Consider the following 26894-nt stretch of genomic DNA (forward strand, 5'->3'; position numbering starts at 1 on the left):
AAATCGTGCAATACAGTTATCGACCTGGCGGCGGGAATATTGAGCGAGGGCAGGAAATATTTGTGGGCTTTGCTATTGATTTATAACGGTTTAATAAAGGATGTAATAGTCACGGGCCGCATCAGCGACCCGTGACTCTCTGCGAACGATTATGCGCTACGCAGCGTATCCACCAGCGCCATCTCTTCACTGCTCAGCAGTTTTTCGATGTCGACCAGAATCAGCATACGCTCGCCCAGCGCACCGAGACCGGTGAGGTACTCAGTCGACATGGTGACGGCAAATTCCGGTGCCGGACGGATCTGATCCTGCGTCAGCGACAGCACGTCAGACACGCCATCCACCACGATGCCGACCACGCGATGCTCAAGATTCAGCACGATCACCACGGTGTTTTCGTTGTACTCCACGTCCGGCTGCGAGAACTTCACGCGCAGGTCGATAATCGGCACAATCACGCCACGCAGGTTAGTCACGCCCTTGATGAACTCCGGCGTGTTAGCGATACGCGTTACCTGATCGTAACCACGAATCTCCTGCACTTTAAGGATATCGATGCCGTACTCTTCGTCACCGAGGGTGAAAACCAGGAACTCCTGGCCGACGGTTTCGCCGGCGATTTTCGTCACGGTTGCCATGTCAGTCATTTTTTTACCCTTTCGTTATCTGTTACGCTGCGGCACCGGCCACACGCTTCTCACGGTTCAATGATTGCAGTGCCGATACGTCGACAATCAGCGCAACGCTGCCATCGCCGAGGATGGTGGCGGCGGAAATGCCCGGCACTTTGCGGTAGTTGCTTTCCAGGTTCTTCACCACCACCTGATGCTGACCAATCAGCTGATCGACCAGCAGCGCATAGCGACGTCCTGCGCTCTGCAGGATCACCACGATGCCCTGCGTGGCGTCGGTTTTGGCGTTCTGCACGTCAAACACGTTCCACAGCTCAACCAGCGGCAGGTACTCGCCGCGCACTTCCAGTACGCGCTCGCCACCGGCCAGCGGTTTCAGCTCTTCAGCCGTGGGCTGCAGTGACTCCATCACCGCGTTCAGCGGCAGGATGAACACTTCGTCTGCCACGCGCACCGACATCCCGTCGAGGATCGCCAGCGTCAGCGGCAGCAGAATGCGAATGGTGGTGCCTTTGCCCTGCTTCGAGGAGATTTCGACGTGACCGCCCATCTCCTGGATATTACGTTTCACCACGTCCATGCCGACGCCGCGGCCTGATACGTCGGTCACCTGTTCGGCGGTCGAGAAGCCTGGCGCGAAGATCAACATGCCGACTTCTTCATCGCTCATGCTGTCGCTGACCGGCAGGCCGGACGAGAGCGCTTTCGCCAGGATACGTTCACGGTTGAGGCCGGCACCGTCATCGATCACTTCGATGCAGATGTTGCCGCCCTGGTGTTCCGCGGACAGCGTCAGATTGCCGACCGCCGTTTTGCTGGCGGCCAGCCGTTTTTCCGGGGTTTCGATGCCGTGGTCGAGGCTGTTACGCACCAGGTGCGTTAACGGATCGATGATGCGTTCAATCAGGCTCTTATCCAGTTCGGTTGAGCTGCCGAGCAGCGTCAGTTCAACCTCTTTGCCCAGCTTGCTGGCCAGATCGCGCACCAGACGCGGGAAGCGGCTGAACACGTACTCCATCGGCATCATACGAATCGACATCACCGATTCCTGCAGGTCGCGGGCGTTACGCTCCAGCTGACCCATGCTGTTGAGCAGGTCACCATGTGCCACCGGATCCAGCGCACCGGAGCGCTGCGCCAGCATTGACTGGGTAATCACCAGCTCGCCGACCAGGTTGATCAGCTGGTCAACTTTTTCCACCGCCACGCGAATACTGCTGGATTCGCTGCTTTTGGCAGGCGCGGCGGCACGTTTGCTTTCACGCTTCACCGCCGGGGTAATGTCGGTGACGGTCGCCGTTTGCTGCACCGGCGCTTCGGCTTCGGCCTCTGCGACTGGCGCGGCGGCAACGGCGGCGGGTGCGGCGTCCTGCGGGAACTGAATCTGCGCTTCATCAATCACGAAACACAGCACCGCCACGATATCGTCTTTGCCGACACCGTCGATGGTGGCTTCCAGCGAGCTGGCACCTTTCACCACATCGGTCAGGGTGCCGAGGTTGCCCAGCTCTTCCAGCAGCAGATCCGGCTCTTTCTCTTTCAGATTGATCAGCTGCAGGCGCAGGCCGCTGCTGGCGGGCGCGGCAGGTGCTGCCACGTCGGCGAGCGCCACCACCGGTGCGGCGGCTTGCGGGGCTATTCCTTTGGCTTCCAGCGCCAGCTGGCGCAGGGCTTCACAGATGTAGTTAAAGCTTTCTGCGTTTGGCTCCTGCGCGGTTTTATAGGCATCGAGCTGTTCCTGCATAATATCTTTGGTTTCCAAAAACAGGTTGATGATGTCGGTGCTGAGCTGCATTTCGCCACGGCGCGCACCATCCAGAATGTTTTCCAGGATGTGGGTGGTTTCCTGTAAAACCGTAAAGCCAAACGTACCGGCTCCGCCCTTAATGGAGTGGGCGGCGCGGAAGATGGCATTCAACTGCTCGGAATCGGGCTCCTGGGGATCCAGTCCCAACAGGTGTTGCTCCATATCCGCTAACAGCTCATCGGCTTCATCAAAAAACGTCTGGTAAAAATCGCTGATGTCCATGCTCACGGGATCACCTCGGCTGTGAGGGTTGGTCTGGTGTCACCGCGCTGGCGGCGGGCGGTGCCGCTGCCGGCGGATTCGCCGCGGCTGCCGGTGTGGCCGGTGCTGCGGTAGAACCCGTGGGGGCAGTTGGCGCCGCCGGACCAGCCGGTGCGGTAATGCTAGGTAAAATCTGCGCCGGGTCACTCACCTGAACGGCATCGCTCTCGGCATTCTCTTTTTCAATCGCCGCTTCGGTGTCATGGTTCAACACCAGCAGGCTGATACGACGGTTCACCGCGTCGTTGGCGCCGCGGTTTTTCAGTTTCATGGTGTCGGCCATGCCGACCACGCGCAGCATTTTGCCGCCGTCCAGTCCGCCCGCCACCAGCTCACGGCGTGAGGCATTGGCACGATCCGCCGACAGTTCCCAGTTGCTGTAGCCGCGATCGCCGCTGGCGTACTGGAAGTCATCGGTATGACCGGACAAACTGATTTTGTTAGGAATATCATTCAGCAGCGGCGCTATGGCGCGCAGGATATCGCGCATGTACGGCTCCACTTCCGCGCTGCCGGTTTTAAACATCGGGCGGTTCTGGCTATCGATAATCTGAATGCGCAGCCCCTCTTCCACCATGTTGATGATCAGATGCGGACGCAGCGCTTTCAGGCGTGGATCGGCCTCAATCAGCTGGTCGAGTTTTTCACGCAGCCGGTTCAGGCGAATGTCATCCAGCTGGCGCTTTTGCGCATCCATATCGACCTGTTTTTGTACTTCGCCTTTCTTCTGCGTCGGATCATCGCCGCCGCCGGGAATCGGACTTTCGCTGTCGCTGCTACGCTGACCGCCGGTCAGGGCGACCTTGAGCGGCGTTTTAAAATATTCGGCAATCTGCACCAGCTCCTGCGGATTGGCGATCGAGATCAGCCACATCACCATGAAGAACGCCATCATCGCCGTCATAAAGTCGGCATAGGCAATCTTCCATGAGCCATGGCTGCCTTCATGCTTTTTATGTTTGCGCCGTTTGACCAGCACAATCGGGCGATTACCGTGCTTCATGAAGGCGTATCCGAAGTCTGCTTAGCCGGGTTTTTCGCGTTACGCACGTGCTCTTCCAGCTCGGTAAAGGACGGACGCTCGGTGGAATACAGGGTTTTACGACCAAACTCGACGGCGATCTGCGGCGCATAACCGTTCAGGCTGGAGAGCAGCGTGACTTTGACGCACTGCATCATCTTGGTGGTTTCCGCGCACTTCTGGCGCAGCACGGATGCCAGCGGCGAAATGAAGCCGTAAGCCAGCAGAATACCGAGGAAGGTTCCCACCATGGCGTGCGCAATCAGTGCGCCCAGTTCTGCCGCCGGGCGGTCCGCGGAGGCCAGCGCGTGCACCACGCCCATTACCGCGGCGACGATACCAAACGCCGGCAGGCCATCACCGACTGCCGCTAAGCTTTGTGCTGGTACTTCGCACTCGTGTTCATAGGTTTCGATCTCTTCATCCATCAGGGCTTCGATCTCGAAAGCATTCATATTTCCGCTCACCATCAGACGTAAATAGTCGGTAATAAAATCCACTAAAGGTTTATCGGACAAAATACGCGGATAGTTAGCGAAAATTTCGCTCTGGCTGGGATCTTCAATATCGCGTTCCAGCGACAGCATGCCCTGCTGACGTGATTTCGCCATCAGGCGATACAGCAGTGCCATTAAATCCATGTATACGGCTTTGTTATATTTTGAGCCGCGCATTAACAAGGGCAGCGCTTTTAGCGTCTTTTTAATCGATTTGCCGTTGTTGCCCACCAGAAACGCACCAATGCCGGCGCCGCCAATAATCAGCAACTCCGACGGCTGGTAAAGCGCGCCCAGATGGCCGCCTACCATCATGTAACCGCCCAGCACGGAACCGAGGACTACGATATAACCCACAATAATCAGCACAAAAACATCCTTACGTCCGTAACGTGTTGGTGGAAGTTAAGCCAGAGAGCCGCAGGTGTTATTCACAGGGTGTGGGCAAAAAAAAAGCAGCGGTATTAACCGCTGCTGGATGCTTTCCACGATGCGAACAAACTTAAACGGCGCGTTTAACCTGTTCATCCAGCAGTTGTGGAAAGGTATCGGCAGAATCTGCAGAAAGTTTACGTCTTTTTACGGCACGTGATGGCGGCTGGCACAGGCTGCAAACAAAGCTGCCCGGAGGCTGATGCGCGTGGTTGATGAAGCTTCCGCCACAGCATTTACAGTCAGACAATTCCAGCATGCCACTTTCAACAAATCGCACCAGGGTCCAGGCGCGGGTCAGCGCCAACAGCGGGCCCTCGTCCGATTGCGGACACTGCTCAAGATACAGGCGATACGCTTTGATAACCGCCTCTACGCCACTGCTCAGCCGGGTTTTCAGCAGAAACTGCCAGGCGTTGCAGAACATCGACGCATGAATATTTTGTTCCCATGTCATGAACCAGTCGGTAGAGAATGGCAGCATGCCTTTCGGTGGTGGTGCACCACGCAGCTCTTTGTACAGTTTAATCAGGCGACCGCGGCTCAGCTGGGTTTCACTTTCCAGCATCTGCAGTCGTGCGCCCAATGTAATCAGCTCCATTGCCAGCTGAATATCACGCGCTTCCTGAACGATACTTTTTTCGGTCATTATACCGCCCTCTTTTTAGCAGAGGCATCGTCTTTCGATGCGCTGCGCAATAAACGGCTGGATAATAAAATACCGGTGTGGATTTGCTGCAAATCATCCACACGTGATTCCTGCGTTAAACGGTTAATAAGATTGTGATCGGTAAAGCGGAACTGGCAAACCAGTTGATTGGTTTCCGCTAATTTTACCATCTCAGGTAAAGTCAATTGCTGCAATGCATCCGCCATTGGCTCATCGATACCTAAACGAAACATTGCTGAAGCTTTTTCCTGGTTTATCAAACGCTGTGCAAGCAATAAATATGACAGATTGATGTCATATATGTGTTTTAGTAATTCTGATGTACCCATTTTTTTCCATCCTGATAGACGCGACATATATACGGCCACAGAATTAAGTGTTCTATGGTTCGGGTTGCTGGTTGGTAAATCTAAAGATGGCAAAAAATAATCAGGCATAAGCCAACGCGTACTGAACTGTTTCACTTCCCACCGGGATATTGATCAGTAGTAGTCAAAACTCCAGGCCAATCTTTTCTTGAGTTGTAACCATCTTCCGTGACGTCTGCTTACAGTTTTTTAAGACTAATCCGAAAACAAGGCAAATCTATATCGTCTGATTTCGACATACAACGTGATTGGTATGAAATTTTAGATAAAGTGTGATATGCGTCACACTTTTAAGGCAAATTTTTCAAGTGAAGCTTCAGTAATGCTTTTCTGTTGTTCTTTTTTTGAGCGATTTTGAAACGTTTCGCTAATATTTCACAGGAAAAGTCTGAATTTTGAAGTGTGTCGCAGATCGTCACTATGGGTCGATCTTTTATCTGCTACGTTGGCTTTAGGCAAAGACAAGACCCCGAAATAAACCAAAAAGGCAGCATAAAACACCAAAAATGGCTGTAATTATTCGCTTTTAAATTAATCACTTACAGGGAATATTGCCACGCAGGACTAATGGCGCTGTGCTAGCGAAGCGTGAAGAGTGGATGCAGCGCGCTTGTGGTGTGTAAAGAGTTTGTAGGGAGGGTTTAGCGAGTCACAAGGGATGTAACAGCACGTTACATTAGCGATATGAATGAATTGACTAACTAACACACTGATGTATTAGAACTATCGGCCTGGCCAGCCAAATCTTTAGGGTCGGAAGGAAAAATTCAGCGTTTCAGTGATTAACTGGCTTAATTTTAACCAATTCGTGCGTTTTTTGGTGCCGGGTCAGCGGGTTAGCGCTTAACAAAATGAAATCGATTTCATCCGGTGAGGATTTCGCGTGAAAACGCTACGCAGCACGGTCCTGCCTGCGTCATCTGACGGATACCTCTCCCGCGTATGGGAGAGGCATTGCCTGAGGGAAAAATCGCGCCTTGCGGGGCTAATTACGCCAGCTTCTGAAACGTCGCGACCTTGTTATCGCTACCGTGGCTGGCGCTGCGTGCCGGCAGCGTGTTCAGATCTTTCAGGAAGCTTTCCCGCCAGTGCGAAATGTCCTGCTTACGCAGTACGGCCATCATGTCGTTATAGCGCGAGATACGCTCGGTGCGCGGCATGGTCAGCGCGCGGTCCAGCGCCGCCGCCACATCATCACGATCGTACGGGTTAACGATCAGCGCAGAAGTCAGCTCGTTGGCCGCTCCGGCAAAGCGCGACAGCACCAGCACGCCCGGATCGTCCGGATCCTGCGCCGCGACATACTCTTTCGCCACCAGGTTCATGCCGTCACGCAGCGGCGTAACCAGCCCCACGTCGGTCAGGCGGAAAATCTTCATCAGCAGACGGCGGTCAAAATGCTGGTTGAGATAATAGAGCGGCGTCCAGCCCAGCGTGCCGTATTTACCGTTAATGCGCCCCGCTTCCGTCTCCAGCTGGTGACGAATATCCTGATAAGCCTGCACGTCGCCGCGCGAGGTCGGCGCAATCTGTGAGTAGCGGATTTTGCCGCGGTGCTGCGGGAAGTTTTCCAGCAGTGCCTCATAGGCAAGGAAACGCTCCGGCAAGCCTTTGGAATAGTCGAGACGCTCACAGGCGATAATGTTCTGCAAATCGCCCAGCTCACGCTTCATCGCGGCCATCTTCGGTGGCAGCGGCCCTTCCGCCATCTCTTTAATGCTGTCCGGCTCGATACCGATAGGGTAAACCTCGGTCATAAAGGTATTGCCAAAGGCGCGATGCTTCTTCTCGCCTTTATTCTGCAGCTGCGTTAGCTGGCTCAGGCTGTCGAGAAACGCCACGCGATCGGATTCTGTCTGGAAACCCAGCAGATCGTATTCACACAGCATTTCCAGCAGTTCCTGATGCGGCGGCAGCGCATTGAAAATTTCCGGCGTCGGGAACGGGATATGCAGAAAGAATCCGATTCGGTTATTAATGCCCTGTTTACGCAGTTCAGCGGCAAACGGCAGCAGGTGGTAATCGTGGATCCACAGGATATCGTCCGGCTTGATCAGCGGTTTCAGCCGCTGCGCCAGCAGGGTATTCACGCGGCAGTAGCCTTCCCAGGCTTCACGCTGATACTGCACCAGATCGAGGCGATAGTGGAACGCGGGCCAGATCACCGTATTCGAAAACTGGCAGTAGTACTGATCGTAATCGTTTTGATTGAGGGGGAATGAGGCATAGGTAATGCCGTCTTGTTCGATCTGGGTAAGTTCCTCATCTTCTTCACCGGAAAACTCACTGATCTCTCCGTTCCAGCCAAACCACAATCCTCCGGTGGTCTGCAGCGCATCCAGAATGCCGACGGCGAGACCGCCTGCGTTGGTTTTGCTTCCATCAGGAATAGCGATACGGTTAGATACGACGACTAAACGACTCATAACCTAAACTCCTTACCGACGTTGTCATGTTCTAGTTGTAATAATAGTTGTTCCAGCCAGTGCCAGACCGCTGCCACATCGGGCAGACGATAGCGCGCCTGGCTTGGACCTTCACCGACCTTGACCGAGATGCCGTGCATGGCATTGACTGCAAGAAAGCCTTTCTCATCGGTCAGATCGTCGCCCACAAATACCGGAATGCGACCGGTAAATGGCGCTTCCTGCATAAATTCGCGTACCGCAGCACCTTTATCGATGCCCTGCGGTTTCAGTTCCACCACACATTTACCTGGCTGCAGCGCCAGCGCCGGAAAGCGGGTTACCGCCTCTTCGGCCAGCTGCATGATGGCGTTTTCATACTCTGGCGCGTTGCGGTAGTGCAGCGCAAAGGCCATGCCTTTTACTTCCAGCAGCGTACCGGGCCACTGGTCAAGGGTCTGCTGCAGTTCAACCTGCAGCGTTTGCGCCACCTCATCGGGCAGCGACTGACGATGCAGATGTCCGCTGGCATCGCGGCGCTCAGCGCCGTGCACGCCCGCAGCCGGGGCTTCCAGCGGCGCGACCAGCTCATCCAGCTGGCTGATCGGACGGCCGGAAACCAGCGCCAGCGCGCCGTGACTTAAATTAGAAATTTGTTGCAGATGCTGGCGCACCGATGCGGGGATGGAAACCGACTCGGGCTGCGACTGAAGCGCGGCCAGCGTGCCGTCAACATCAAAAAAGAAGGCGTAAAGTCCGCCACTTAGCGACGGCAGGGTGCTGTTCTCATTAACCGCAGGGGTCACGTCTCCTCCTGTATCTGAACGTAAACGGGCAGTCTGTTCGCAGGCAGGCAGGAAGTGAGGAGGTTTTTCCGTAAAAACGGGAATCGAAAGGGTAACGCTCCAGAACTAAACGAAATTTTCATCAACACTGCAACCGCACTACGAACATCGGCAACATTAAGTGTAGACAACAATTGAAGTTTCGCCAGACGGGCGCACAGAGTGCTTAGCGAAGAGTGCACTTTTCAGCGGTTTGCGCGGCAAAAAACTGAATTCTGCTGTTTTTCATACGCTTCGCTTTTTTTACCGCGGGCAGACTTGATCATAGCAAAAATCGCCTGATACTGTATATAAAAACAGTATCTATGGAATGTTCGCTATGACGCGTTTCTTTTTGCCACAGCTTTCACCGCCTTCGCGCTCCCGTCCGCTATTCCTTGACGCGGTGCACGGCGGTTTCCCCTCGCCCGCTCAGGACTACATCGAACGCCAGATTGATCTCAATGAGCTGCTGGTGACCCGCCCGAGCGCCACCTATTTTGTGCGCGTCGAAGGCGACTCGATGCGCGATGCCAATATCCGCGAAGGCGATCTGCTGGTGGTCGACAGCTCACTCAATGCCCGGCACGACGACATCGTGATCGCCGCCATCAACGGCGAGTTCACCGTCAAGCGGCTGCAGACGCATCCCTGCGTACAGCTGATGCCGATGAATCCGCGCTATCAGCCCATCCGGCTGCGTGAAGAGGAGGAGTTAGAAATTTTTGGCGTAGTGACGTTTATTATTTACGCCGCACGCGTCCAGCGTTAGCGCATTGTTTCGGCGCGGATCATCTCAATCAGCCGGCGTAAACCTGGGTGCAGCTGGCGACGGTCGGGGTAATACATCACCAGCGGTTCGTCTTCGCTGCACCAGTCCGTCAGCACGCGCACCAGCTGCCCGCTCGCCAGCTGCGCCTGTACGTAGCGCTCCGGGCAGTAGCCGAGACCGTAACCGCCGGCGACCGCATCAATAATCATGTCGCTCTCATTGAGCGTCAGCGTGCCCGGCACATCGACCTCATACGCCACCTTGCCCTGCGCCAGCGGCCACTTATACAGCGTGCCATTGCCAAGGCGCATGCGAATACAGCGATGGTTGCGCAGATCGTCCGGATGCTGCAGCGTCGGCGCGTCGCGCAGGTAATCGGGTGACGCCACCACGATCCAGCGCAGTTTGGGCGTCAGCGGCATGGCGATCATGTCTTTCGGTACGCTGGCGCCGTAGCGAATCCCGGCGTCATAGCCGCTGCCGATGATATCCACCAGATTGTTATCCACCGTAATTTCCAGGCTGAGCTCCGGATAGGTCGCCATAAAGCGCGCCAGGATCGGCCGAAACAGCAGCTGCCCGGCATCACGCGGGATGTTCAGCCGCAGGCGGCCGCTGGGTGATTCGCGGTACAGGTGCAGATCGTTCAGCGCCAGCTCAATCTGCGCAAAGCCGGTTTCCAGATGGCGCAAAAAAGCGGCACCGGCGTCCGTCGGCACCACCGCCCGGCTGGTGCGGTTGAGCAGGCGCACGCCAAGACGCGCTTCAAGACTGCGCAACGTGTGGCTGATGGCCGACGTGGTGACCCCGAGTTCCAGCGCGGCGAGGCGGAAACTCTTGCGCCGGCAAATCAGCAGAAAAACATTCAGATCGGCCAGTTCATTACGTTGCAGGGCGGGCATTTTCGTGTCTCCTGACTCATTGCCTCGTTGAATCTGATTCAACTTCAGATGAGCTATCATAGCGAAGCTGCCGTACCGGACGCTATGCGTGCGTGGCATGGCAGGCAAAACGTCACTTTTAACCCCGAGCTCATGATGCTGCCCGAAGACCGAAAAGACGCTATTTATCGCTACCTGTTTGCGAAACGATCGGCCACCATTCACGAACTGGCCACGCTGATGGCGGTGTCGGCGATGACCATCCGCCGCGATATTAAATTCCTGCAGGACGCCGGCCTGGTGGTCGGCATACACGGCGGCGCCAGGCTGCCTGCCGTGGTTCATCAGGCATTGCCGTATGTGGATAAGGCACAGCTGAACGTGCACGCCAAACAAAGCCTTGGCCGTTATGCCGCATCGCTGGTACAGGATGGCCAGGTGGTCTACCTCGATGCCGGTACCACCAGCTATGAAATTGCGCGTGCGTTAGGCGATCAGGCAAGTCTCACCGTGCTGACTAACGACTTTACGATTGCCGCCTGGCTGATGCGTCACAGCCACATCACGCTATTTCATACGGGTGGCAAAATCGATAAACGGCATATTGCCAGCGTGGGTGCCATGGCGGCGACCGCCCTTGCCGCGTTCAATATTGATCTGGCCTTCCTCAGCGCCAGCGCGTGGGATGTCACGCACGGCCTCTCGACACCCGACGAAGACACCTTGCTGGTGAATCAGGCGGTGCTGGCCGCCTCAGCGCAGCGTTATCTGGTGGCTGACAGCAGCAAATATGGTCGTTACAGCGTGTATTCCGTATGTAAGCTGCAGCAGCTGGACGGTGTGATCACCGATGACGATTGCCCCTGTGCTGCCGTTGAAGAGATGAAACAGCGTGGTATTCGTCTGCACCGGGTAAATCGCCGTGGCTGAGCGGCTCTCTGCGCATCCCGGTAAAGGCCATTAATTAAAAAGGAGGCGCGAACGCCTCCGGTGGCTACAGGGAAATCACATCGACTATTTATTATGGGGCACGGTTTACGGCGTAGGGGCGACTTTAGGATTGGAGCTGAACCAGCCACGGCGATCCTGCCAGTTGCCATATTCATCAACAATCGCCCCTTTACTGTTGGCCATCAGGAAATGATAGCTCTCCAGTTCTTTCAGCGACAGCGTTTCGCCCTGATGCTGAATGACGACATTGTGGCTTTGCACCGGACCAAAACTTTTCGGCGTCGGCGGAATATCCGCTGATGCGGCGCCAATTTCTGAGAAGTTATATACCCAGCCATCGAGAACGCGCCATGATTCATGTTTTGCCGGACGTGCCGGCGGCGCGCTAATCGGCATGTGTCGATGCTCCGGAATCATCTGGTTCGGCAGCAGATACATGGTCATAGCGTAATAACCGTAATCCAGATTATTGACCCAGGTGATGCTGGCCAGGCCAACATGCTGATAATCGCCCAGCCCGAAATCATTGACCCACAGCTGCTGGCGCATGGCCGGCGTCAGCGTATGACCATAAGAGGCGAGCAGTTGCGCTATTGCATCTTTCGCCACCTCTTTCTGGAAGACGCCATTTTTATAGAAATCTTTATTGGTATAAACGTGATGCGGCTGAGTCGCAACGGATGCGGTGGCATTGAGCGCCAGTAAGGCCGCAGCGAACGCCAGAGCAGGTTTTGTCATAATTCACCTCCTGTTTATGACAGCCATGTTGATGCAAATAAAAATTTCACCGGCCGGTAAAACGCAAGGGTGGCCAGCGCGGAGAACAGAGTTGCAGATGGCGATGCGGAGGGGAAATGCATTTAGAGAATCGGATCTATCTAATTATCAGATACGGCTGTGCTTTTTTGTGATTATTAACAAATAATCACAGGCTATTCTGCCCGGTAAAGCATCCAGCTGCTGACGGGCGCAATTTATCTGCTGCTAAAGAAATTCTTAAAATGTTGGTTGCGCTCGCAATTGTGACAGGCGCTCGGCCAATTGTGTTTGACCTGCTTTTCACATCAATGCACACTGGCGGGCGTGAAAAACGGCAGATGAAGAGCCAAGAGATGTTGCAGAATTATAGTCAGCGCGTCCATTTCTATTACTGCATTCTGGTTGCGTTAAAACTCTATGTGAACAGCAAGAAGTCCGGCGGCGTACGCGGGAAAAATAACTTTTTGCTGAAGTGGTTACGCAACGCGCAAAACAACACCATCTTTCATCCTGATATCACCAGTGAAATTGAATGGCTGCGCGGCAAAATTATCAGCGCCGGACCGGATGCCGATTTAGAACCGATGCTGCAATACGTTTACGAGACAGCAAAACGCGCCGAAACGCTGCGTCTCGGGCCGTAATCGCACGGGCTGCGCATTGCATTACCCCTGTCTGCAGGCAAAAAAAAGGGGGCAACGCGCCCCCAACCACTACAAAAATTTCATCCCTGACGCCCTGGTGCGGATTCCCTTCCGGCTGGCGCTAATTCTCTTCGCACTGGCTACGCGTTACAGGGTTAGCACCAGCACGCTGATCAATAACCAGCAGCCCGCGCAAAATGCGCCCGCCGCCACCCAGGTTAACGCCCGGGTATTTAAATGACAGACATCGCGTTGCCAACGTTTAACCGGCTGCATAACCACTCCTGAAAATACATTCTCATTATGCCTGGCAGAGGATTGCCGTGAACTGCGGATAAGCTTGTCACGTATTAATATCCCTGACCATCGGATGTGCTTACCGGTTATGTAGGTGCAGGACTACAACCCATTAATTATCGCTTATATCGCCGTCGAGGCGAAAAATACCGCAGGTATGCAGATCGCAATAGCGTCGTTTTCGCGCTTTTTGTCATCCGGAAATGCGGTTGCGCATCGTTTAGTTTTCCTAAAAAACAGGCGCAGATTAAATCGTTTTTATTTACCCCTGCTCAGGGTTATTAATAAGCACACCGGACGCGATAATTTGCAGATGATAAAGGGATGTGGCGTGAACAGTCTCTTTATGCACAGCCTGACCGCGTTCAGTGCCATTTCTCAGGTTGTAAATTACGTTAGCATTTAACTTTGGATTCAATCATCAATGAAAACCCGTCTGGCCGTAATGGCCTCTGTTGCTGCGATATTATTTTCACAGCAGGCATTTGCCAAAAACCTGTGCACCCTGATTGTTGACGCTGAATCAGGCAAAGTCCTGCTGGAGAGTGGCAACGACTGCAGTGGAGAAGTCACACCCGCATCCACTTTTAAAATAGCCATCAGCCTGATGGGATTTGATGCCGGCGTGCTGAAAAATGAAAAGGAACCCGCCTGGGATTACCAACAAGGATACCCGGACTGGGGCGGTAAAAACTGGATGAATAAAATCGATCCCACGGCGTGGCTAAAATATTCGGTCTTCTGGTATTCACAGCAGGTTGTAAAAAAAATCGGGCAACATCGCTTTGAAGACTATGTAAAGGCGTTTGCTTATGGAAACGAAGATGTTTCCGCCGTTGACGTCAGCGCCCCCGGTCAGAATGGGGTGTGGGTTATGTCATCCCTGCAGATCTCACCTGTTCAGCAGATTGGCTTTTTAAGGAAAGTCGTTAATCGTGAGTTGCGCGTAAACAAGCATGCCTATGACATGACAGATAATATTACCCGCTACGACGTCAGCGTTAAGGGCTGGACGGTGCACGGCAAAACAGGAACCGGCTCACCGGGGAAAAATAATCAATACGATCCGCACCATGCCTATGGCTGGTATGTCGGCTGGGCGACCAAAGGCAGGAAAAAAATTGTTTTTGCCAAACTGATTCAGGATGAACAGGTGTTAACGCCGAATGCTGGCCTGAGAGCACGTGACGAAGTGTTGAAGCAGATGTCGGCGGTCATTGCGCCCTGATGGCATAACACATGGATACCACGGATTTTTATTAACCTCCCGGTTTTCATGCGGCTGACAGATTGCGGCGAGGCCCTTCATTATGAAACTGACGGTTAGCCAGCAAATAAAATGACCTCCAGAGCGCCGCTTATCTTTCTTTACGCAGCGTCGTCAGCAGTGACTGCGCGGCAACAGAAGACTGACCGGATGGCGAACACACCAGTCCAAACTGACGGTGAATCGCTGGCCTGCGCTACTGGCGTATATGGCACGGATCAATGCGCGCCCTGCTGTGCAGGCGGCGTTGCTGGCAGAGGCGTCTGAGTGAGACTGGCAGACAGAGTTTTGTGCCGGCGATCAGGCTCTGTCTGCAAGGTTAGATGTCAGTGTTATTGTGACAACGGCGCGCAGAAAGTTATGCTGTGCGCGCCAGGCTAGGAAGCCCGCTATTGGGCCCGCGTGGCAACATCAACATCGAACCTGTGCTGTTTTGAGGACACTGACATGCCCCCTTTTTATCAGTTTTCGGCCACCAGCCTGACCGGTCAACCTATCTCTATGGCCGACTACGCTGGCAAGGTGGTTCTGGTGGTGAATACCGCCAGTCATTGCGGCTTCACGCCCCAGTACGCCGGCCTTGAAGCGCTCTATCAGAAATATGCCGCGCAGGGTCTGGTGGTGCTTGGCTATCCCTGCAATCAATTCGGTAAGCAGGAACCGGGAAACGCTGATGACATCTCACAAACCTGTCATGTTAATTACGGGGTGAGCTTCCCGATGTTCGATAAAGTTGAGGTTAACGGCAGCGCAGCGCACCCGCTATTTCGCTATCTGAAAGCGGAACTACCCGGCGTGCTGGGCGGACGGATTAAGTGGAATTTCACCAAGTTTCTCATCGGACGCGACGGCCAGCCGCTGAAACGCTTTGCACCGATCACGTCCCCGGAGAAAATAGAAGCCGCGATACTCGCTGCACTTTAAGGTGGAGCGTTACCGGATTCGCAGCATTAATTTTAGAGCACAGCGGAAATTGATGTTATCCGGCGGGAGACAGTGTGCCCCGCATATTTATTTTTTATTCCATTTGTCCTGAGTCAAGGTGAAAAGCAAGCTTGGGGGCGCACTTTTCACATCATGAATTTCTCGTAAGTACTGCAATCCTGCCCTGGTTAGAACTTTTTGCGAGGCCAGATGATTTGCCCGTACTACAGCAGATATTTCAGCCAACTTTATTTCACCAAAACCATAGTCGACCGTATACTTAGCAAACTCTGTCGCCAGCCCTTTTCCCCATGCCTCTGTAGAGAAGCGATATCCAAGGTTATTGATTGATAAATCGGCATAGCTCCTGATGCTGAGTCCGCCAAAACCAATGACTCTCCCCGGATTGTCCGTCAGCGCAATAGCCCAATTACCGAAACCGTACGTTTCCCAGTGCTGAAGCCAGCGAGCCAACACCTGACGTGCATAATCAATATCGGGATACGGACCTGCGGGGTTGAAGGTATTTGTAGCAGGGTCGCCATAAATTCTGAAAAGATCATCAGCGTCAGATTCAATTACCGTTCGTAGATGAAGTCGTGTCGTATCTGCCTGCAAAGAAACCTCCTGAACTTACCGTTTATAAACCACGTTTTCTTACTATTTTATCGCGGGGCAATCCCGGGTTCATAACAGGGACGTTAAATTTAATTTTATGAAATTCTCAGTCACTACGAATAAAAGCACCCTTTACACCTTAAACACCAGCCTGAACAGGTTAAATTTGATCAGGATCAGCGTCCTGGCCGGTTAAGTCGGGCGCCTTTCCGCCCATTTCAGCATGGCATCAAGAGCAGGACAAAGTGCCTGTCCCCATTCAGTGAGTCGATATTCCACTTTCGGTGGCACCTGAGGATACACCATCCGCGACACTATACCGTCGGCTTCCAGCTGTCTCAGTTGTTGCGCCAGCATCTTCTGCGAAATACCGGGAATTAATTTTTCAAAATCTGAATAGCGCTGTACTTTGCCGTCGAACAGATGAAAAAGGATGATTAATTTCCAGCGCCCTTCCAGCAGTTGAATAACCTGCGCCACTCCGCTTGCGGCTGATTCCGGACTGTATAACTTACTCATCATTCAGTAACTCACTTTTTTGTGCGTACTTGTCAATTTAACAGTCTATGTGGAATATGACCGTACTGTAAACAAAGGGAGTACAGGTCTATGCCATTTACATTACTGCTCGCTATTTATGACGACTTCGCGCTCAGCAAGGGTGGCGATATTGCCAGCATTACTGATTATTGTACTGCCACATCAACAGACCGGAGATTCTCCAATGCCATGTGATCTCGATTTCCACGGTAAACGCATATTGGTCACTGCGGGTACCAAAGGTGTGGGTAAAGCGGTAGTTGGGCTATTCAAACAGCTGGGTGCAACAGTATTAACAACCGCACGCCACGCATCCGCAGAATGTAGAGCAGACGCTTTCGTAACGGCAGACCTGACCACGGTTAAAGGGTGTAACTCAGTCGCGGAAGCCGTTCAGACACATCTGGGAGGCGTCGACATCATTGTTCATGTGGCTGGCGGTTCTACTGCACCCGGTGGTGGCTTTGCAGCATTGGGTGAAGAGGAGTGGCAACAGGAGCTCAATCTTAATCTGTTGCCCGCGGTACGTTTAGATCGTGCGCTGTTGCCTGCCATGCTGCAGCAGGGGGGCGGAGTGATCATCCATGTCACTTCTATCCAGCGAGAACTGCCCTTACCAGAATCAACCACGGGTTATGCAGCAGCGAAAGCGGCGCTGTCAGCCTACAGTAAAAGCCTGTCGAAAGAGGTTGCGTCGCAGGGGGTTCGGGTGGTTCGCGTGGCACCCGGCTGGATCGAAACCGAAGCTTCCGTGGCCATGGCGGAACGGCTGGCGCAGCAGGCAGGAACAGATTACGAAGGCGGTAAGCAGATCATCATGAAGGCACTTGGCGGTATTCCGCTGGGACGCCCTTCTCAACCCATTGAGGTAGCAAATCTCATTGTCTTCCTCGCATCATCTTATGCTGCCGCGATCACCGGTACTGAATTTGTCATCGATGGCGGCACTATTCCAACGGTGTAGTCAGATATCCTCATCGATCCATTCTGGTAGCGATCCGGATATTTTATACACCTTAATAAGGCGCCAGCGGCTATTAGATCAAGCCATGTGCGATATCGACCTGGCCGCTATGTGATATTCCCCGGCTCTTTGTCGCTAATATCCGCTCCTCGCTCATGGCGAATACACAGTCCGCCTGGTGGCAGAAACGGACATGAATAGCGAAAACCAAGGATGATTATTTGCGCACAAATCAGGGCTTCTTTGGCCGTCCATTGAAAAACGTTTATGACGCTTTTTCATTTACCGTCATGATAAAGTTCAGCGTGTTTTCTCCCTGGTTTGCGTAGAAATGTGGAACATCGGTTTTGGCTGTAACGGAGGATCCCGCCGTTACCTGAAATACGCTCTCTTTCACGCCAAGCGTGAGGGTTCCGGATTTTACGTGCAGTAGCTCCAGCGTGCCTGAGCTATGCCCGGGTGATTCAAACTTTTCGCCTGGCCGCATTTCCCACAGCCACAGCTCAAGCATATCGGGTCCACCTGAGCCGGCCAGCAGCCTGGCGCTTCCCCCTTTGTCACCTGTCCAGAGTTCGGGGATGTCCGTATCAGCGATGATGTGCACATCAGGCCTGGCGCTGACATCAACAAAATCCGCCACGGACACGCCCATGGCAGCAGCAAGCCGGCATAGCAGCGCAATGCTGGGATTAGCCTTGCACCCTTCTATCTCAACCAGCATCCCCTTACTGACACTGGCTTTGCGGGATAACTCATCGAGAGAAATTTTTCTTTGTTTACGAAACTGCTTAATCCGCAGGGATACGGCTTCGTTAACCGTGTTGACATCTGCACCGGCAAAGGTCACTAAATTGACTTTTTTGGTCATTGGTCGCTATTATGGAATAAAATGGTCATTACAGGATTATCGCGTGTTAATCGTTTCCCCGTCAATTTCCCCTGAAATCTACCAAATTGCCCCTGGCTTTCGGGCGCTCAGTATCAGCGTGCAGGCAGCGCCTGTCGTGAATCCGCACGTCGGGGTAACGGCACTGAAGGCGGCCTGTGAAGCGGTGCTGTCAGATTCCCCCGCCTGGGCTGAATCCCATCTGGCCGCATGGGCGGATGTGTTTCAGAAATTTGGTGCCAAACCCAAACGCACGCCCTGTTCTGCTGAGGCGCTACGCAAACGCGTGCTTCGCGATGGCACCCTGCCCGCGCTCGATCCGGTCGTTGATCTTTATAACGCTGTCAGTCTGCGTTATGCCGTGCCCGTAGGGGGAGAAAATATTGCCGCGTACCGGGGTGCACCTCGCCTGACGGTGGCAACAGGCACGGAACCCTTTGATACCATGAAAGAAGGGGTTATGGCGGTGGAATATCCTGTGCCTGGCGAAGTCGTCTGGTGTGATGATGCCGGCGTAACCTGCCGTCGCTGGAACTGGCGGCAGGGAATCAGGACTCGCTTAAGCGTTGAAGCGCAACACATGTGGTTTATTCTGGAAAGTCTGCCGCAGATGCCGCCCGATCAGCTGCATGAAGCCGGAAAGATGCTGACCGACGGCCTTGAAGAAATGATGCCCGGACGGCAGTGTAACGTCACCCTCATCGGCGAGTAACACCTTTAACTCAGTTCTGGAGACTCTGCATGTTCACCGGCTTGTCTGCTTTCCCGTTAACGCCTGTCACCGCGCGTGGTGTCGATGAACAGGGATTCACGAAGATCCTGGCTCGCCTGACGGCAGCCCGTGTCGATTCTTTGGGGGTTCTGGGTTCAACCGGCAGCTATGCTTACCTGAGCAGGGAACAGCGCAAACGCAGCGCAACGCTGGCCCGTCAGGTTGCCGGGGAGATTCCCGTGATGGTTTGCGTGGGTGCTATCAGTACCGATGCCGTACTGCATCTGGCTGAAGATGCGCAGTCCGCAGGCGCTGCTGCGCTGCTGCTGCCGGCGATGAGTTACCAGCCGCTGCGTAATGAAGAGGTGTATGCCCTCTTTGAGACGGTTACCCGACATGCTTCAGTACCGGTTTGTGTTTATGACAACCCCGGCACCACGCATTTCCGCTTTACCGACGAACTGCTCGGGCAGCTGTCGTCACTGAAAGGGATTCGCTCAATTAAAATTCCGGGAGTACCGGATACCCCCATCGCTGCAGCTGAACGCGTCGCTGCATTACGACAACATCTTCGTCCTGGCGTGACCCTGGGTATTAGTGGTGACGCCAGTGCCGGGCTGGGGCTGAATGCCGGTTGTGAAGTCTGGTATTCCGTTTGTGGCGGTATCTTCCCGGAAACCGCCAAACAAATTACGCAGGCCGCAGCCATTAACGACGCTGAACACGTTACTGCCCTAACTCACCGCCTGAAACCTTTATGGGATTTGTTCCGTAAGCATGGCGGAAGTATCCGCGTGATTGCAGCGGCAGCAGGCATACTGGGGCTGACCGATGCCGACTGTCTGCCTCGTCCCCTGTTACCCTTATCGGCCGCAGAGGTGGCAGAAGTAGCAGCAGTGATAGCCGCTCTGGACCTGAAGTAACGCTCCGGCGGAATCGATCCTGCGCCAGGCCGTTGATAGAAACTAGGGTTTGAAGGGTGCACAAAAGGTCATGGTGCCTGCATGTATCAGCTTCTGATAAAGAATGCCCGGAGATAAACATCACCGGGCATAAAGCGGTGTTTACGCTGATTTGTAACGCGCTTCGAGCTTATCCATGAAGCCAAAAAGTACCTGATTCATTTCGCTGTAATCGTGCGCACGAAGTTCTTCTGGCGTATGAACAAAGCGATACTCTGCGGCTCGGCTCAGGTCTTGTTGCGAATGAGCGATTAGCCGTTCTACAACATCCAGCGTCAGTTCCATGTGGCACTGAAAACCAAAGACGCGATCTGAATAGGAAACGATCTGGCGGGGACAGCCTTCGCTGTAGGCGATGATTTTTGCATCCGCGGTCAGGCCCGGCATGTCGTTATGCCAGTGACCGACCTCAAGCGACTTCGCAAAGTGAGAAAACAACGCATCCTCGCGAGCCTCTTCAGTTAGCGTGATCGGGAACTTACCAATCTCTTTTTCAGGGCTGTGAGCAAACGGCGCGCCCAGCGCCTCACCGATCAGCTGTGAGCCAAGGCAGATACCGATAACGGCTTTACCGGTTTTAACAGCAGCAGCAATCAGCGCCTGCTCGCCTTTCGCATCGAAGTGCGGACACTCTCTCTGGGTCGTGGACGGGTCCTGCGGACCGCCCATCACGATCAGGAAATCAATACCTTCGGCGTCCACGGGTAGCTCATCGCCTGCGTATACACGCGAGTAAGTCACATTATGACCTTGATTTCTGGCCCATGTTTCATAAGCCCCTGGCGCTTCAAAACTTTCATGTACGATAAAGTGTACCCGCATGAGGATAGGCTCCTGTTATACCTGTGATAATCTGACTGATAAACGACACACTCATCCAGTGAGTTGGTACACCGGATGGTTTCGAGGCAGCATCATAGTTGCAGGACCCTAATCTGAAATGCCAGGTAGTATAGATAAAGCGCCAAGACATGAAGCATCCACTGGCTGGTCCGGCACAGCGATTAGCTATCAGCGAGGAGAAACCGATCCTCCTCATCATCACCTTGAAGGGCAACTCCTCTATGCAACCAGAGGCGTGATGCTGGTCGAAACGGAAAACAATCGCTGGGTTATCCCCCCTCAGCGTGCATTGTGGCTACCGCCTCTGCAGATACATAGTTACAATCTGCTGTCTCACACAGATCTCAGGGCCGTCTATTTCAGTGGCAGCCTTATCGCGGAATGTACAAATTTTGCGAAGAGTGACCAGGTGCATGTCATTACGGCTACGCCACTGGTGAAAGAACTGATAACCGGTCTGTTCAGTGATAACTACAACAGACCGAGCCAGCGGAAAATGGCTCTGTTGCTTCTGGAAATACTCAGCGAAGCGCCTTCTCTTACTGCGGAACTTCCAATGCCACGTGATGAGCGATTATTCTCTGCGGCCAGAGAACTTGTGGTAAATCATCGCTGGGAAATACCACTGAGCGATCTGGCTTTTATCGCGTCAATGTCTGAACGTACCTTTTCGCGATTGTTTATTAAGGATACGGGTTTTAGTTTCAGAACCTGGAAGCAAAGAGCAAGAATTTATGCTTCGTTAGATCTCCTTGCTAATAACATCCCTATCAAACAGGTCGCTTATAAGCTCGGTTTTTCATGTCCTGCTGCCTATACCGCTGCTTTTCGCTCCATCCTGAATGCAACGCCGCGCGATTATTTGCCTTAATCTATGAATCAATGCCTGCCTCTCACTCCAGACAGACATTTTCCTGTGAGTCAGTCTGCCTTATCCCAGGAACTGACGCTGCCGTTTCAGGCCATTTAATGGCTGTACGCTGTATCAGGGTAAATTTATCAGGCGATATCTCTTAATCACCTGAGCAATAGCCACCCTGAGTTTCCACATCCTGTTAAACACGAGGCCGCGATGACCTCCCCGATGACACAACGGGGGGTCATTCAGCCTTTAGCATTTTCGGGCTGGCACCGGTGTCCAGCGCGAGCACAGCAGCCTCTAGGGTTTCAGCGGTTCCGCCAGCGTTATGATAAACAACTCACTGTCCGAGCTGGCTTTATCCAGCGGCTTCACGCTGATGGTGGTGGCAACCGGCTTATCATCTACCGTCAGCCTGCCCTGGTCGTTGACCCAATAATCCTTGCGCTTCTTACCTTCCACCGGATTTTGCAGCACCATTTTCACGCCGAAGTCATTGTCATTGATGACCGCCAGCGTGTTACTGTCGATCAGCGCCAGCCCTTCGGCCTTCTCCTGCTGCCAGCCGAGTTGACGCAGATCCACCACCCGCGTTTTCGTTGCCAGCACGATGCCGCGCTGCGCCAGCGTTTTTGCGTCGTCAAACTCCGGGTAGTCACCAGCCTTTTCGAATGTGGCCAGATCGGTGGCCTGACTGAGATCCACCTTATAGATAAGGTTACGCATCGCGTCGTCTTTGTCGCTGCCCTGCTCAATCAGCAGGATGTGCTGATTATCTATCGCCACGATATCGCCAATTTTCGCGTCGCTGTTTTTACTGTACGCCTCGCTGTCGATAGGGTAACCATACATCGCGGTTTTCCCGGTGGCCGGATCGAAGCTCACCAGGCGGGTAAAGCGTGCCTGCTTTTTACTTTTCCCGTTGATATCCAGCGTACTCTGCACCGCGGCGATGATGCGTCCATCCGGCATGCGCGTGATCCCTTCAAAGCCACGATTTGGCTGACGCCATTTAAGAACGTTCGGCAGACCACCCGCGATCGATTTTTCCCCTTCCATGGCCTGCGGCCCGTGAATCGCCAGGATCCTGCCCTGCTTATCAACGTTAATCAGGAACGGACCATACTCATCGCACAGCCAGTATCCGCCCTTCCCGTCCAGCGTAATGCCTTCCGTATCCAGACCCCGGTTATCGCCATGCAGCACGTTCAATTTATCGCTTAGCGCGATCTCATTGGTTGACCCGATGACGCCATTCTGCAGCGGCAAGCCGTTAATATTGCCCTTTGCGTCGTGCAGCGGTCGGGCGTCCGTCGCCTGCGCTTTGCCGTTCTTCACCTGGATATTCATCAGCAGCGGCGCGAAGTCCGGCGTGACGAAAATTTTCGACTCCTGTTTACCCATGTCAGGCGAGTCGGCGTTCGGTCCGCGATCGGTGACGGTCACAAAGTTGAGCGTATCTCCCTGCCTGCCGGTAAACAGCAAACCGGAACCGATGCCCACCGGCAAACCCTCCGGAAACGCGCTGGCGAACGCACCGCTGTAGCTGACGCGCGTCCCCTGAGGAAAAGTGACGCTATAGTGTTCGGTTTGCGGCTGCGCCGCCAGCGTGGATAACGAGAGGGTACAACCGAGAATCAAAGGAAGCGTTTTTCTTTTCATATTATTCATGTCCATACAGGGGAGCTGACACCCTAAAGACTAAAAATGACAGGAAAATGAAATTGCAGAGCAACAGTGGCGGCTGACATCATCCCGGGCGATCTCCCCGGTTCGCAACCGCACCGGTTTTGCTTCATTCATCAAAAACCGGCTTGCCTGTTGTCCCCGTGCCGCTCAGCACTGCCAGACATTTCTCAGCCTTTTCCTACAACCTGACGCAGGCCGTCTGATATCGGCTCAGCGCGGTTTCCGTTCAAATGGGTTAACCGCGAGCACAGGAGGAAACAATGCTGAACATCTTCACTATGGATAGCGACCGCTGGATTACGGAAGGTCTGCGCCTCTACTTTTCCGGGCAGATGATAAGCTGCCTGACGCTCACCTCGCCGGATGACCCGATCCCCACCGGACACGGGCGCAACGTGGTGATCAGCGAGCTGCATTTTGCCAGTAAAAACCTGGAAGAGACGTTGCGCAGCCTGCTGCTGATGCAGCTCAAAACACCGGGCGTCGAACTGGTGATTCTCACCGACATCAGCGATGAAGCCGTGCTGAATTACGTGGCCCGCTACCTGAAGAAAGCGCTGATCCTGAGTAAAAAATGCCCGCTGGCGACGCTGGTCAGTGCTGTGCTGACGCCAGAAAACGTTGCCGCCGTCGCCGTACCGCACGGCAACGCCGATGTGCTGACCGAGCGCGAGTTCACGCTGCTGCGCTGGCTGGCGGGTCCGCGCCGCATGACGGAGATCGGGCATGCGCTGCACCTCAGCAATAAGACCATCAGCCACTACAAGAACACCATCTCACGCAAGCTGGGCTGTAAAAACCACATGGATTTTTACCATCGCCTCACCAGCTACGGCTTTTGATTCGCGCCTCCCGCCTCAATTCAGGATGTTCAGCCCGCTGGACATCCTGCGCCTGCCTCCTTTCCTGTTAAAAAATCAAGACATTCAGCCAACATCCTTACCGCAAAAGGGATGACACCCGGTTTGATTCGCGCATAATGACGGGTCACCTGTACGGGCAGGATGCCCGCTGACACCCCCACTCTGCCGTAACGCAGGATAAAACATAAAAACTGAAGGAAGACTGGCATGGAATTCACCATACGCAACGCGCAGCCTGATGATGCCGAACTGCTGCATCAGCTGGGGCGCATGACCTACAGCGCCCACTTCAAACATATGTGGGTCTCCGAAGCCGAGCTGGATGAATTCATCGACAAAGAGTACGGCCTGGCCGAACTGCGCAGCAGCCTGGTGGCCCCCAACGAAAGCTGGCTGATTGCCGAAACCAACAAACCCATCGGCTTTGCCAAAGTGACCTGGAATACGCCGGTACCGGACTCCGGCATGAGCGGTGCCCAGCTGAATAAGCTCTACCTCAATCCGCAGGAAACCGGTAAAAACTATGGCCGGCGCATGTTCGAAAGCATTATCCACGCCGCGCGCGATAAGCAGGAAGGCTATCTGTGGCTGGAAGTGATGGGCGAGAACGTGCGCGCACGCAAATTTTATGAAGCCTTTGGCATGCAGCACATCAAAGACATTCCTTTTATTACTGCTTCGCAGCAGAGCATCCTGCAGATTTTAGGCATGGTTATTTAGCGTGGCTCACGGCGCCGGGTCAGCTGTCTGGCCCGGCCGGTTGGGTGCACTGGAGTGTTTCATTTTATTACTTCACCGCCGCAAAAAGTTTAAATAAGCGCAGCGCCAGCGCAGAATTATTGTTATTTCAACAAACTAAGATAAAAAATAAAAAAGCCCTTTTTTATGCGCCGTCACGCTTGCAGAAATAGCACCAGCGATTAGTATTAAATACGCAACACGCACATGACAGCGCAACAACGTCATGTTATTTATTACTCATGAAGAGGATATATTATGACTCAGCATCGAGGCGGTTCAGGTAATTTCGCAGAAGATAAACAGAAAGCATCAGAAGCCGGTAAAAAAGGCGGACAGCACAGCGGCGGCAACTTTAAAAACGACCGCGAAAAAGCGTCCGAAGCCGGTAAAAAAGGCGGTCAGAGCAGCAATCGCGGCTCGTGATTAGCCGGCCAGCACAGGATGAGGCGGCCATGGCGCAGGGAGCGCGCCGTTACCCCCCGGATTATTGTCTTACCCTGCGCTGACTTTCCTCACGTTTAACAGATAACTCTGAAACCGCCTGAATCTGGCAGAAAACGTCATATGATCAATTAACTATTTATTGCCTTACAGGAACAGCCTGACGTGATATTGCGCTATTTTACCTCTCTTTTTTCCAGTCCGGAATCATTACTGCAGGTGATGAGCCGCCAGGATATTCGTGAATCCATTCAGGAAGGTGACCGGATTATTATTGACGAAGACGGTAACGCTTCGGTTAATCCCCTCAGTCCGCAGGTACAGCAGGACTTCGCCGATCATATTAAGCGCTTAAAGGATATCTGATGGGAACCGCGATATTTATGGTGCTGATGGTCTGCGGCTACTGGTACACCAGTCGCGATATGTCCAGCCGCCTGAAAATAAAACGCTCCTTTGGCTGGGACGTCTATTTTCTCATTGCGCTGTACGGCTGCATTTTTGTCGTTCAGGGCGTGGTCGCCACCGGCCTGGTCTGGCTGCTACTGCTGGCGGCATCGGCCATCAATAACAGCCTGGCGCTGTCTGCCGATCTCCATGCGCGCTGGCACGTCGATTTCATGACATGGAGTTTTCTCGGCATTCAGGCACCGGTGGTGATCATGCTGGCGTTTGCCGTGCTGTTTTGTGTGTATCGTTCCAATTCCGGCAGCGCGCGGCTGACCGCCGGCAGTCGCAAAGAGCTATATCAGCGCCTGTCGCGCTCTAACGGTATTGAACAACTGCTGCTGCACTGCATGGAAGAAGGCGAACTGGCATGGGTCACGCTGAAATCGCGCCGTATCTACATCGGCATGATTCACGCTGCCACCTTTGAATATCCCAGCACCGCCAATATCGTGCTTATTCCGATGCTCAGCGGCTATCGCGATTCGCGCACGCTGAATCTGGCGATTGAGCATAACTACAGCCGCTGGTATCACCAGCACGAGATTAGCTTTGTCTCCAAACCCAAAAGCGCGCTGGAGTTCCGTAAGGTGCTGATGGTCGACCAGATTGAAAGCCTGTCGCTGTTCGATCCGGCCAGCGCCAGCGCACTGGCTATGGGGAAACATCAGCACACAGAGAAGCGGCAGAATGTTCCGGGCTGAGCCGCGCAGCCACCCTTTCATCCGCGCAGCTGGCAACGGTGGCGCGGGTTCACATGGTAACCGTTAAGGAGTATACAATGACCGATCGTCCCGTTCACGGCGACCAGCCGGATTACGATCCGCGTAAAAACAGCCCCGACCAGAAGCCGAAAGATGACGAAACCAGCGCGCCTGAATCCGGGGATAAACAGGCCGAATAAACCATAAACCGCC

31 protein-coding genes and 2 pseudogenes are annotated in these 26894 nt (G+C 53.8%); 17 read left to right on the forward strand and 16 right to left on the reverse strand.

Annotation, left to right across the window (positions count from 1 at the left end; translation table 11 throughout):
- Positions 1–149 precede the first annotated feature (149 nt).
- The 8 genes from cheW to otsB all read right to left on the reverse strand — a co-directional run bounded on the left by cheW (position 150) and on the right by otsB (position 8899).
- A complete protein-coding gene (cheW, locus tag AC6I79_RS11170) occupies positions 150–647 on the reverse strand; it encodes a chemotaxis protein CheW (RefSeq protein ID WP_021506278.1) in 498 nt (165 codons plus the stop codon).
- Positions 648–669: 22 nt separating this feature from the next.
- Positions 670–2661, reverse strand: a complete 1992-nt coding sequence (gene cheA / locus AC6I79_RS11175; protein WP_181444757.1) for a chemotaxis protein CheA — start codon at positions 2659–2661, stop codon at positions 670–672.
- 10 nt (positions 2662–2671) lie between these two features.
- Complete coding sequence (gene motB / locus AC6I79_RS11180) at positions 2672–3703, reverse strand: flagellar motor protein MotB (RefSeq protein WP_021506280.1); 1032 nt, start codon at positions 3701–3703, stop codon at positions 2672–2674.
- Positions 3700–4587, reverse strand: a complete 888-nt coding sequence (gene motA / locus AC6I79_RS11185; RefSeq protein WP_021506281.1) for a flagellar motor stator protein MotA — start codon at positions 4585–4587, stop codon at positions 3700–3702. Before motA ends, motB begins: the two co-directional genes overlap by 4 nt.
- A 133-nt stretch (positions 4588–4720) precedes the next feature.
- Positions 4721–5299: a flagellar transcriptional regulator FlhC gene (gene flhC / locus AC6I79_RS11190; RefSeq protein ID WP_021506282.1), complete on the reverse strand. Its 579-nt coding sequence runs from the start codon at positions 5297–5299 to the stop codon at positions 4721–4723.
- Positions 5299–5649 carry a flagellar transcriptional regulator FlhD gene (flhD, locus tag AC6I79_RS11195; protein ID WP_058769677.1) on the reverse strand — a complete coding sequence of 117 codons (351 nt, stop codon included), beginning with the start codon at positions 5647–5649 and terminating at the stop codon, positions 5299–5301. Before flhD ends, flhC begins: the two co-directional genes overlap by 1 nt.
- A 1028-nt stretch (positions 5650–6677) precedes the next feature.
- Positions 6678–8114, reverse strand: a complete 1437-nt coding sequence (otsA, locus tag AC6I79_RS11200) for an alpha,alpha-trehalose-phosphate synthase (RefSeq protein ID WP_058785634.1) — start codon at positions 8112–8114, stop codon at positions 6678–6680.
- Complete coding sequence (gene otsB, locus AC6I79_RS11205) at positions 8111–8899, reverse strand: trehalose-phosphatase (protein ID WP_021506285.1); 789 nt, start codon at positions 8897–8899, stop codon at positions 8111–8113. The genes otsA and otsB overlap by 4 nt, the downstream gene beginning before the upstream one ends.
- A gap of 358 nt (positions 8900–9257) precedes the next feature.
- Here otsB and umuD point away from each other — a divergent pair, with 358 nt between their 5' ends.
- Positions 9258–9689, forward strand: coding sequence for a translesion error-prone DNA polymerase V autoproteolytic subunit (gene umuD / locus AC6I79_RS11210; RefSeq protein ID WP_021506286.1), 432 nt, complete (start codon positions 9258–9260; stop codon positions 9687–9689).
- Here umuD and AC6I79_RS11215 read toward each other — a convergent pair.
- Entirely contained in the window at positions 9686–10591 is a 906-nt protein-coding gene (locus tag AC6I79_RS11215) for a LysR family transcriptional regulator (protein WP_159378246.1), read from the reverse strand. The two genes, umuD and AC6I79_RS11215, sit on opposite strands and share 4 nt — an antisense overlap.
- Before the next feature lie 132 nt (positions 10592–10723).
- On the opposite strand from AC6I79_RS11215, the gene AC6I79_RS11220 reads away from it, so the two are divergent.
- Entirely contained in the window at positions 10724–11500 is a 777-nt protein-coding gene (locus AC6I79_RS11220; RefSeq protein WP_236569487.1) for a DeoR/GlpR family DNA-binding transcription regulator, read from the forward strand.
- 105 nt (positions 11501–11605) lie between these two features.
- Here AC6I79_RS11220 and AC6I79_RS11225 read toward each other — a convergent pair whose 3' ends face one another.
- Entirely contained in the window at positions 11606–12259 is a 654-nt protein-coding gene (locus tag AC6I79_RS11225) for a cupin domain-containing protein (protein WP_498027291.1), read from the reverse strand.
- Between the two features lie 374 nt (positions 12260–12633).
- On the opposite strand from AC6I79_RS11225, the gene AC6I79_RS11230 reads away from it, so the two are divergent.
- The 3 genes from AC6I79_RS11230 to blaOXA all read left to right on the forward strand — a co-directional run bounded on the left by AC6I79_RS11230 (position 12634) and on the right by blaOXA (position 14449).
- Positions 12634–12924 (forward strand): hypothetical protein, encoded by a 291-nt coding sequence (locus tag AC6I79_RS11230; RefSeq protein WP_031279201.1) that lies wholly within the window; start codon positions 12634–12636, stop codon positions 12922–12924.
- A gap of 391 nt (positions 12925–13315) precedes the next feature.
- Complete coding sequence (locus AC6I79_RS11235; protein WP_159378247.1) at positions 13316–13627, forward strand: hypothetical protein; 312 nt, start codon at positions 13316–13318, stop codon at positions 13625–13627.
- An 18-nt stretch (positions 13628–13645) separates the two neighbouring features.
- On the forward strand, positions 13646–14449 hold the full coding sequence (gene blaOXA / locus AC6I79_RS11240; RefSeq protein ID WP_058782087.1) for a class D beta-lactamase: 804 nt from the start codon (positions 13646–13648) through the stop codon (positions 14447–14449).
- Between the two features lie 130 nt (positions 14450–14579).
- Here blaOXA and AC6I79_RS11245 read toward each other — a convergent pair.
- Positions 14580–14678: pseudogene (locus AC6I79_RS11245) on the reverse strand (LysR family transcriptional regulator); the annotation flags it as partial.
- Between AC6I79_RS11245 and AC6I79_RS11250 the strand changes: the two are divergent.
- Positions 14664–14759, forward strand: a pseudogene (locus AC6I79_RS11250) (glutathione transferase GstA); the annotation flags it as partial. The pseudogenes AC6I79_RS11245 and AC6I79_RS11250 overlap by 15 nt on opposite strands.
- A gap of 176 nt (positions 14760–14935) precedes the next feature.
- Positions 14936–15412 (forward strand): glutathione peroxidase, encoded by a 477-nt coding sequence (locus AC6I79_RS11255; RefSeq protein WP_159378426.1) that lies wholly within the window; start codon positions 14936–14938, stop codon positions 15410–15412.
- Between the two features lie 87 nt (positions 15413–15499).
- Here the strand turns inward: AC6I79_RS11255 and AC6I79_RS11260 are convergent, their stop codons facing one another.
- Together AC6I79_RS11260 and AC6I79_RS11265 are read right to left on the reverse strand one after the other, a co-directional pair.
- Entirely contained in the window at positions 15500–16030 is a 531-nt protein-coding gene (locus AC6I79_RS11260; protein WP_136547191.1) for a GNAT family N-acetyltransferase, read from the reverse strand.
- Between the two features lie 192 nt (positions 16031–16222).
- Positions 16223–16549: a winged helix-turn-helix transcriptional regulator gene (locus AC6I79_RS11265; protein ID WP_150361716.1), complete on the reverse strand. Its 327-nt coding sequence runs from the start codon at positions 16547–16549 to the stop codon at positions 16223–16225.
- A 205-nt stretch (positions 16550–16754) separates the two neighbouring features.
- Here AC6I79_RS11265 and AC6I79_RS11270 point away from each other — a divergent pair, with 205 nt between their 5' ends.
- Positions 16755–17534: an SDR family oxidoreductase gene (locus tag AC6I79_RS11270; RefSeq protein WP_058757650.1), complete on the forward strand. Its 780-nt coding sequence runs from the start codon at positions 16755–16757 to the stop codon at positions 17532–17534.
- A gap of 265 nt (positions 17535–17799) precedes the next feature.
- Here the strand turns inward: AC6I79_RS11270 and AC6I79_RS11275 are convergent, their stop codons facing one another.
- Positions 17800–18402: a helix-turn-helix domain-containing protein gene (locus AC6I79_RS11275; RefSeq protein WP_159378248.1), complete on the reverse strand. Its 603-nt coding sequence runs from the start codon at positions 18400–18402 to the stop codon at positions 17800–17802.
- A gap of 43 nt (positions 18403–18445) precedes the next feature.
- Here AC6I79_RS11275 and AC6I79_RS11280 point away from each other — a divergent pair, with 43 nt between their 5' ends.
- Both AC6I79_RS11280 and AC6I79_RS11285 read left to right on the forward strand, forming a co-directional pair.
- Entirely contained in the window at positions 18446–19132 is a 687-nt protein-coding gene (locus AC6I79_RS11280; RefSeq protein ID WP_159378427.1) for a B3/B4 domain-containing protein, read from the forward strand.
- Between the two features lie 29 nt (positions 19133–19161).
- Positions 19162–20055 (forward strand): dihydrodipicolinate synthase family protein, encoded by an 894-nt coding sequence (locus AC6I79_RS11285; RefSeq protein WP_150361703.1) that lies wholly within the window; start codon positions 19162–19164, stop codon positions 20053–20055.
- Between the two features lie 141 nt (positions 20056–20196).
- Here the strand turns inward: AC6I79_RS11285 and AC6I79_RS11290 are convergent, their stop codons facing one another.
- The gene (locus AC6I79_RS11290) at positions 20197–20916 is read right to left on the reverse strand and encodes a type 1 glutamine amidotransferase (protein ID WP_088515888.1); all 720 of its coding nucleotides are present in this window, start codon (positions 20914–20916) and stop codon (positions 20197–20199) included.
- 118 nt (positions 20917–21034) lie between these two features.
- Between AC6I79_RS11290 and AC6I79_RS11295 the strand changes: the two genes are divergently transcribed.
- The gene (locus AC6I79_RS11295; protein WP_058769667.1) at positions 21035–21808 is read left to right on the forward strand and encodes an AraC family transcriptional regulator; all 774 of its coding nucleotides are present in this window, start codon (positions 21035–21037) and stop codon (positions 21806–21808) included.
- Positions 21809–22096: 288 nt separating this feature from the next.
- On the opposite strand, the gene AC6I79_RS11300 is transcribed toward AC6I79_RS11295, so the two are convergent.
- Positions 22097–23458 carry an esterase-like activity of phytase family protein gene (locus tag AC6I79_RS11300; protein ID WP_159378249.1) on the reverse strand — a complete coding sequence of 454 codons (1362 nt, stop codon included), beginning with the start codon at positions 23456–23458 and terminating at the stop codon, positions 22097–22099.
- A 287-nt stretch (positions 23459–23745) separates the two neighbouring features.
- Here AC6I79_RS11300 and AC6I79_RS11305 point away from each other — a divergent pair, with 287 nt between their 5' ends.
- The 6 genes from AC6I79_RS11305 (at position 23746) to AC6I79_RS11330 (ending at position 26881) form a co-directional block, all read left to right on the forward strand.
- Entirely contained in the window at positions 23746–24327 is a 582-nt protein-coding gene (locus AC6I79_RS11305) for a response regulator transcription factor (protein ID WP_159378250.1), read from the forward strand.
- A gap of 228 nt (positions 24328–24555) precedes the next feature.
- Positions 24556–25068: a GNAT family N-acetyltransferase gene (locus tag AC6I79_RS11310; protein WP_021506315.1), complete on the forward strand. Its 513-nt coding sequence runs from the start codon at positions 24556–24558 to the stop codon at positions 25066–25068.
- 276 nt (positions 25069–25344) lie between these two features.
- Entirely contained in the window at positions 25345–25512 is a 168-nt protein-coding gene (locus AC6I79_RS11315) for a con-10 family general stress protein (protein WP_021506316.1), read from the forward strand.
- A gap of 186 nt (positions 25513–25698) precedes the next feature.
- Positions 25699–25896, forward strand: coding sequence for a hypothetical protein (locus AC6I79_RS11320; RefSeq protein ID WP_031279223.1), 198 nt, complete (start codon positions 25699–25701; stop codon positions 25894–25896).
- Positions 25896–26681, forward strand: coding sequence for a hypothetical protein (locus AC6I79_RS11325; protein ID WP_058776510.1), 786 nt, complete (start codon positions 25896–25898; stop codon positions 26679–26681). The genes AC6I79_RS11320 and AC6I79_RS11325 overlap by 1 nt, the downstream gene beginning before the upstream one ends.
- 77 nt (positions 26682–26758) lie before the next feature.
- The gene (locus tag AC6I79_RS11330; protein ID WP_255412066.1) at positions 26759–26881 is read left to right on the forward strand and encodes a hypothetical protein; all 123 of its coding nucleotides are present in this window, start codon (positions 26759–26761) and stop codon (positions 26879–26881) included.
- Positions 26882–26894 lie beyond the last annotated feature (13 nt).

Source organism: gamma proteobacterium symbiont of Scutellera amethystina, from assembly GCF_059730845.1.

Excerpts from the sequence above, each read along its gene's own strand:
- cheW (WP_021506278.1), bottom strand. The coding sequence starts at position 647 with ATGACTGACATGGCAACCGTGACGAAAATCGCCGGCGAAACCGTCGGC.
- cheA (WP_181444757.1), bottom strand. The coding sequence starts at position 2,661 with ATGGACATCAGCGATTTTTACCAGACGTTTTTTGATGAAGCCGATGAG.
- motB (WP_021506280.1), bottom strand. The coding sequence starts at position 3,703 with ATGAAGCACGGTAATCGCCCGATTGTGCTGGTCAAACGGCGCAAACAT.
- flhC (WP_021506282.1), bottom strand. The coding sequence starts at position 5,299 with ATGACCGAAAAAAGTATCGTTCAGGAAGCGCGTGATATTCAGCTGGCA.
- flhD (WP_058769677.1), bottom strand. The coding sequence starts at position 5,649 with ATGGGTACATCAGAATTACTAAAACACATATATGACATCAATCTGTCA.
- otsA (WP_058785634.1), bottom strand. The coding sequence starts at position 8,114 with ATGAGTCGTTTAGTCGTCGTATCTAACCGTATCGCTATTCCTGATGGA.
- umuD (WP_021506286.1), top strand. The coding sequence starts at position 9,258 with ATGACGCGTTTCTTTTTGCCACAGCTTTCACCGCCTTCGCGCTCCCGT.
- AC6I79_RS11215 (WP_159378246.1), bottom strand. The coding sequence starts at position 10,591 with ATGCCCGCCCTGCAACGTAATGAACTGGCCGATCTGAATGTTTTTCTG.
- AC6I79_RS11220 (WP_236569487.1), top strand. The coding sequence starts at position 10,724 with ATGATGCTGCCCGAAGACCGAAAAGACGCTATTTATCGCTACCTGTTT.
- AC6I79_RS11225 (WP_498027291.1), bottom strand. The coding sequence starts at position 12,259 with ATGACAAAACCTGCTCTGGCGTTCGCTGCGGCCTTACTGGCGCTCAAT.
- AC6I79_RS11230 (WP_031279201.1), top strand. The coding sequence starts at position 12,634 with ATGTTGCAGAATTATAGTCAGCGCGTCCATTTCTATTACTGCATTCTG.
- blaOXA (WP_058782087.1), top strand. The coding sequence starts at position 13,646 with ATGAAAACCCGTCTGGCCGTAATGGCCTCTGTTGCTGCGATATTATTT.
- AC6I79_RS11255 (WP_159378426.1), top strand. The coding sequence starts at position 14,936 with ATGCCCCCTTTTTATCAGTTTTCGGCCACCAGCCTGACCGGTCAACCT.
- AC6I79_RS11265 (WP_150361716.1), bottom strand. The coding sequence starts at position 16,549 with ATGAGTAAGTTATACAGTCCGGAATCAGCCGCAAGCGGAGTGGCGCAG.
- AC6I79_RS11270 (WP_058757650.1), top strand. The coding sequence starts at position 16,755 with ATGCCATGTGATCTCGATTTCCACGGTAAACGCATATTGGTCACTGCG.
- AC6I79_RS11275 (WP_159378248.1), bottom strand. The coding sequence starts at position 18,402 with ATGACCAAAAAAGTCAATTTAGTGACCTTTGCCGGTGCAGATGTCAAC.
- AC6I79_RS11285 (WP_150361703.1), top strand. The coding sequence starts at position 19,162 with ATGTTCACCGGCTTGTCTGCTTTCCCGTTAACGCCTGTCACCGCGCGT.
- AC6I79_RS11290 (WP_088515888.1), bottom strand. The coding sequence starts at position 20,916 with ATGCGGGTACACTTTATCGTACATGAAAGTTTTGAAGCGCCAGGGGCT.
- AC6I79_RS11295 (WP_058769667.1), top strand. The coding sequence starts at position 21,035 with ATGCCAGGTAGTATAGATAAAGCGCCAAGACATGAAGCATCCACTGGC.
- AC6I79_RS11300 (WP_159378249.1), bottom strand. The coding sequence starts at position 23,458 with ATGAAAAGAAAAACGCTTCCTTTGATTCTCGGTTGTACCCTCTCGTTA.
- AC6I79_RS11305 (WP_159378250.1), top strand. The coding sequence starts at position 23,746 with ATGCTGAACATCTTCACTATGGATAGCGACCGCTGGATTACGGAAGGT.
- AC6I79_RS11310 (WP_021506315.1), top strand. The coding sequence starts at position 24,556 with ATGGAATTCACCATACGCAACGCGCAGCCTGATGATGCCGAACTGCTG.
- AC6I79_RS11315 (WP_021506316.1), top strand. The coding sequence starts at position 25,345 with ATGACTCAGCATCGAGGCGGTTCAGGTAATTTCGCAGAAGATAAACAG.
- AC6I79_RS11325 (WP_058776510.1), top strand. The coding sequence starts at position 25,896 with ATGGGAACCGCGATATTTATGGTGCTGATGGTCTGCGGCTACTGGTAC.
- AC6I79_RS11330 (WP_255412066.1), top strand. The coding sequence starts at position 26,759 with ATGACCGATCGTCCCGTTCACGGCGACCAGCCGGATTACGATCCGCGT.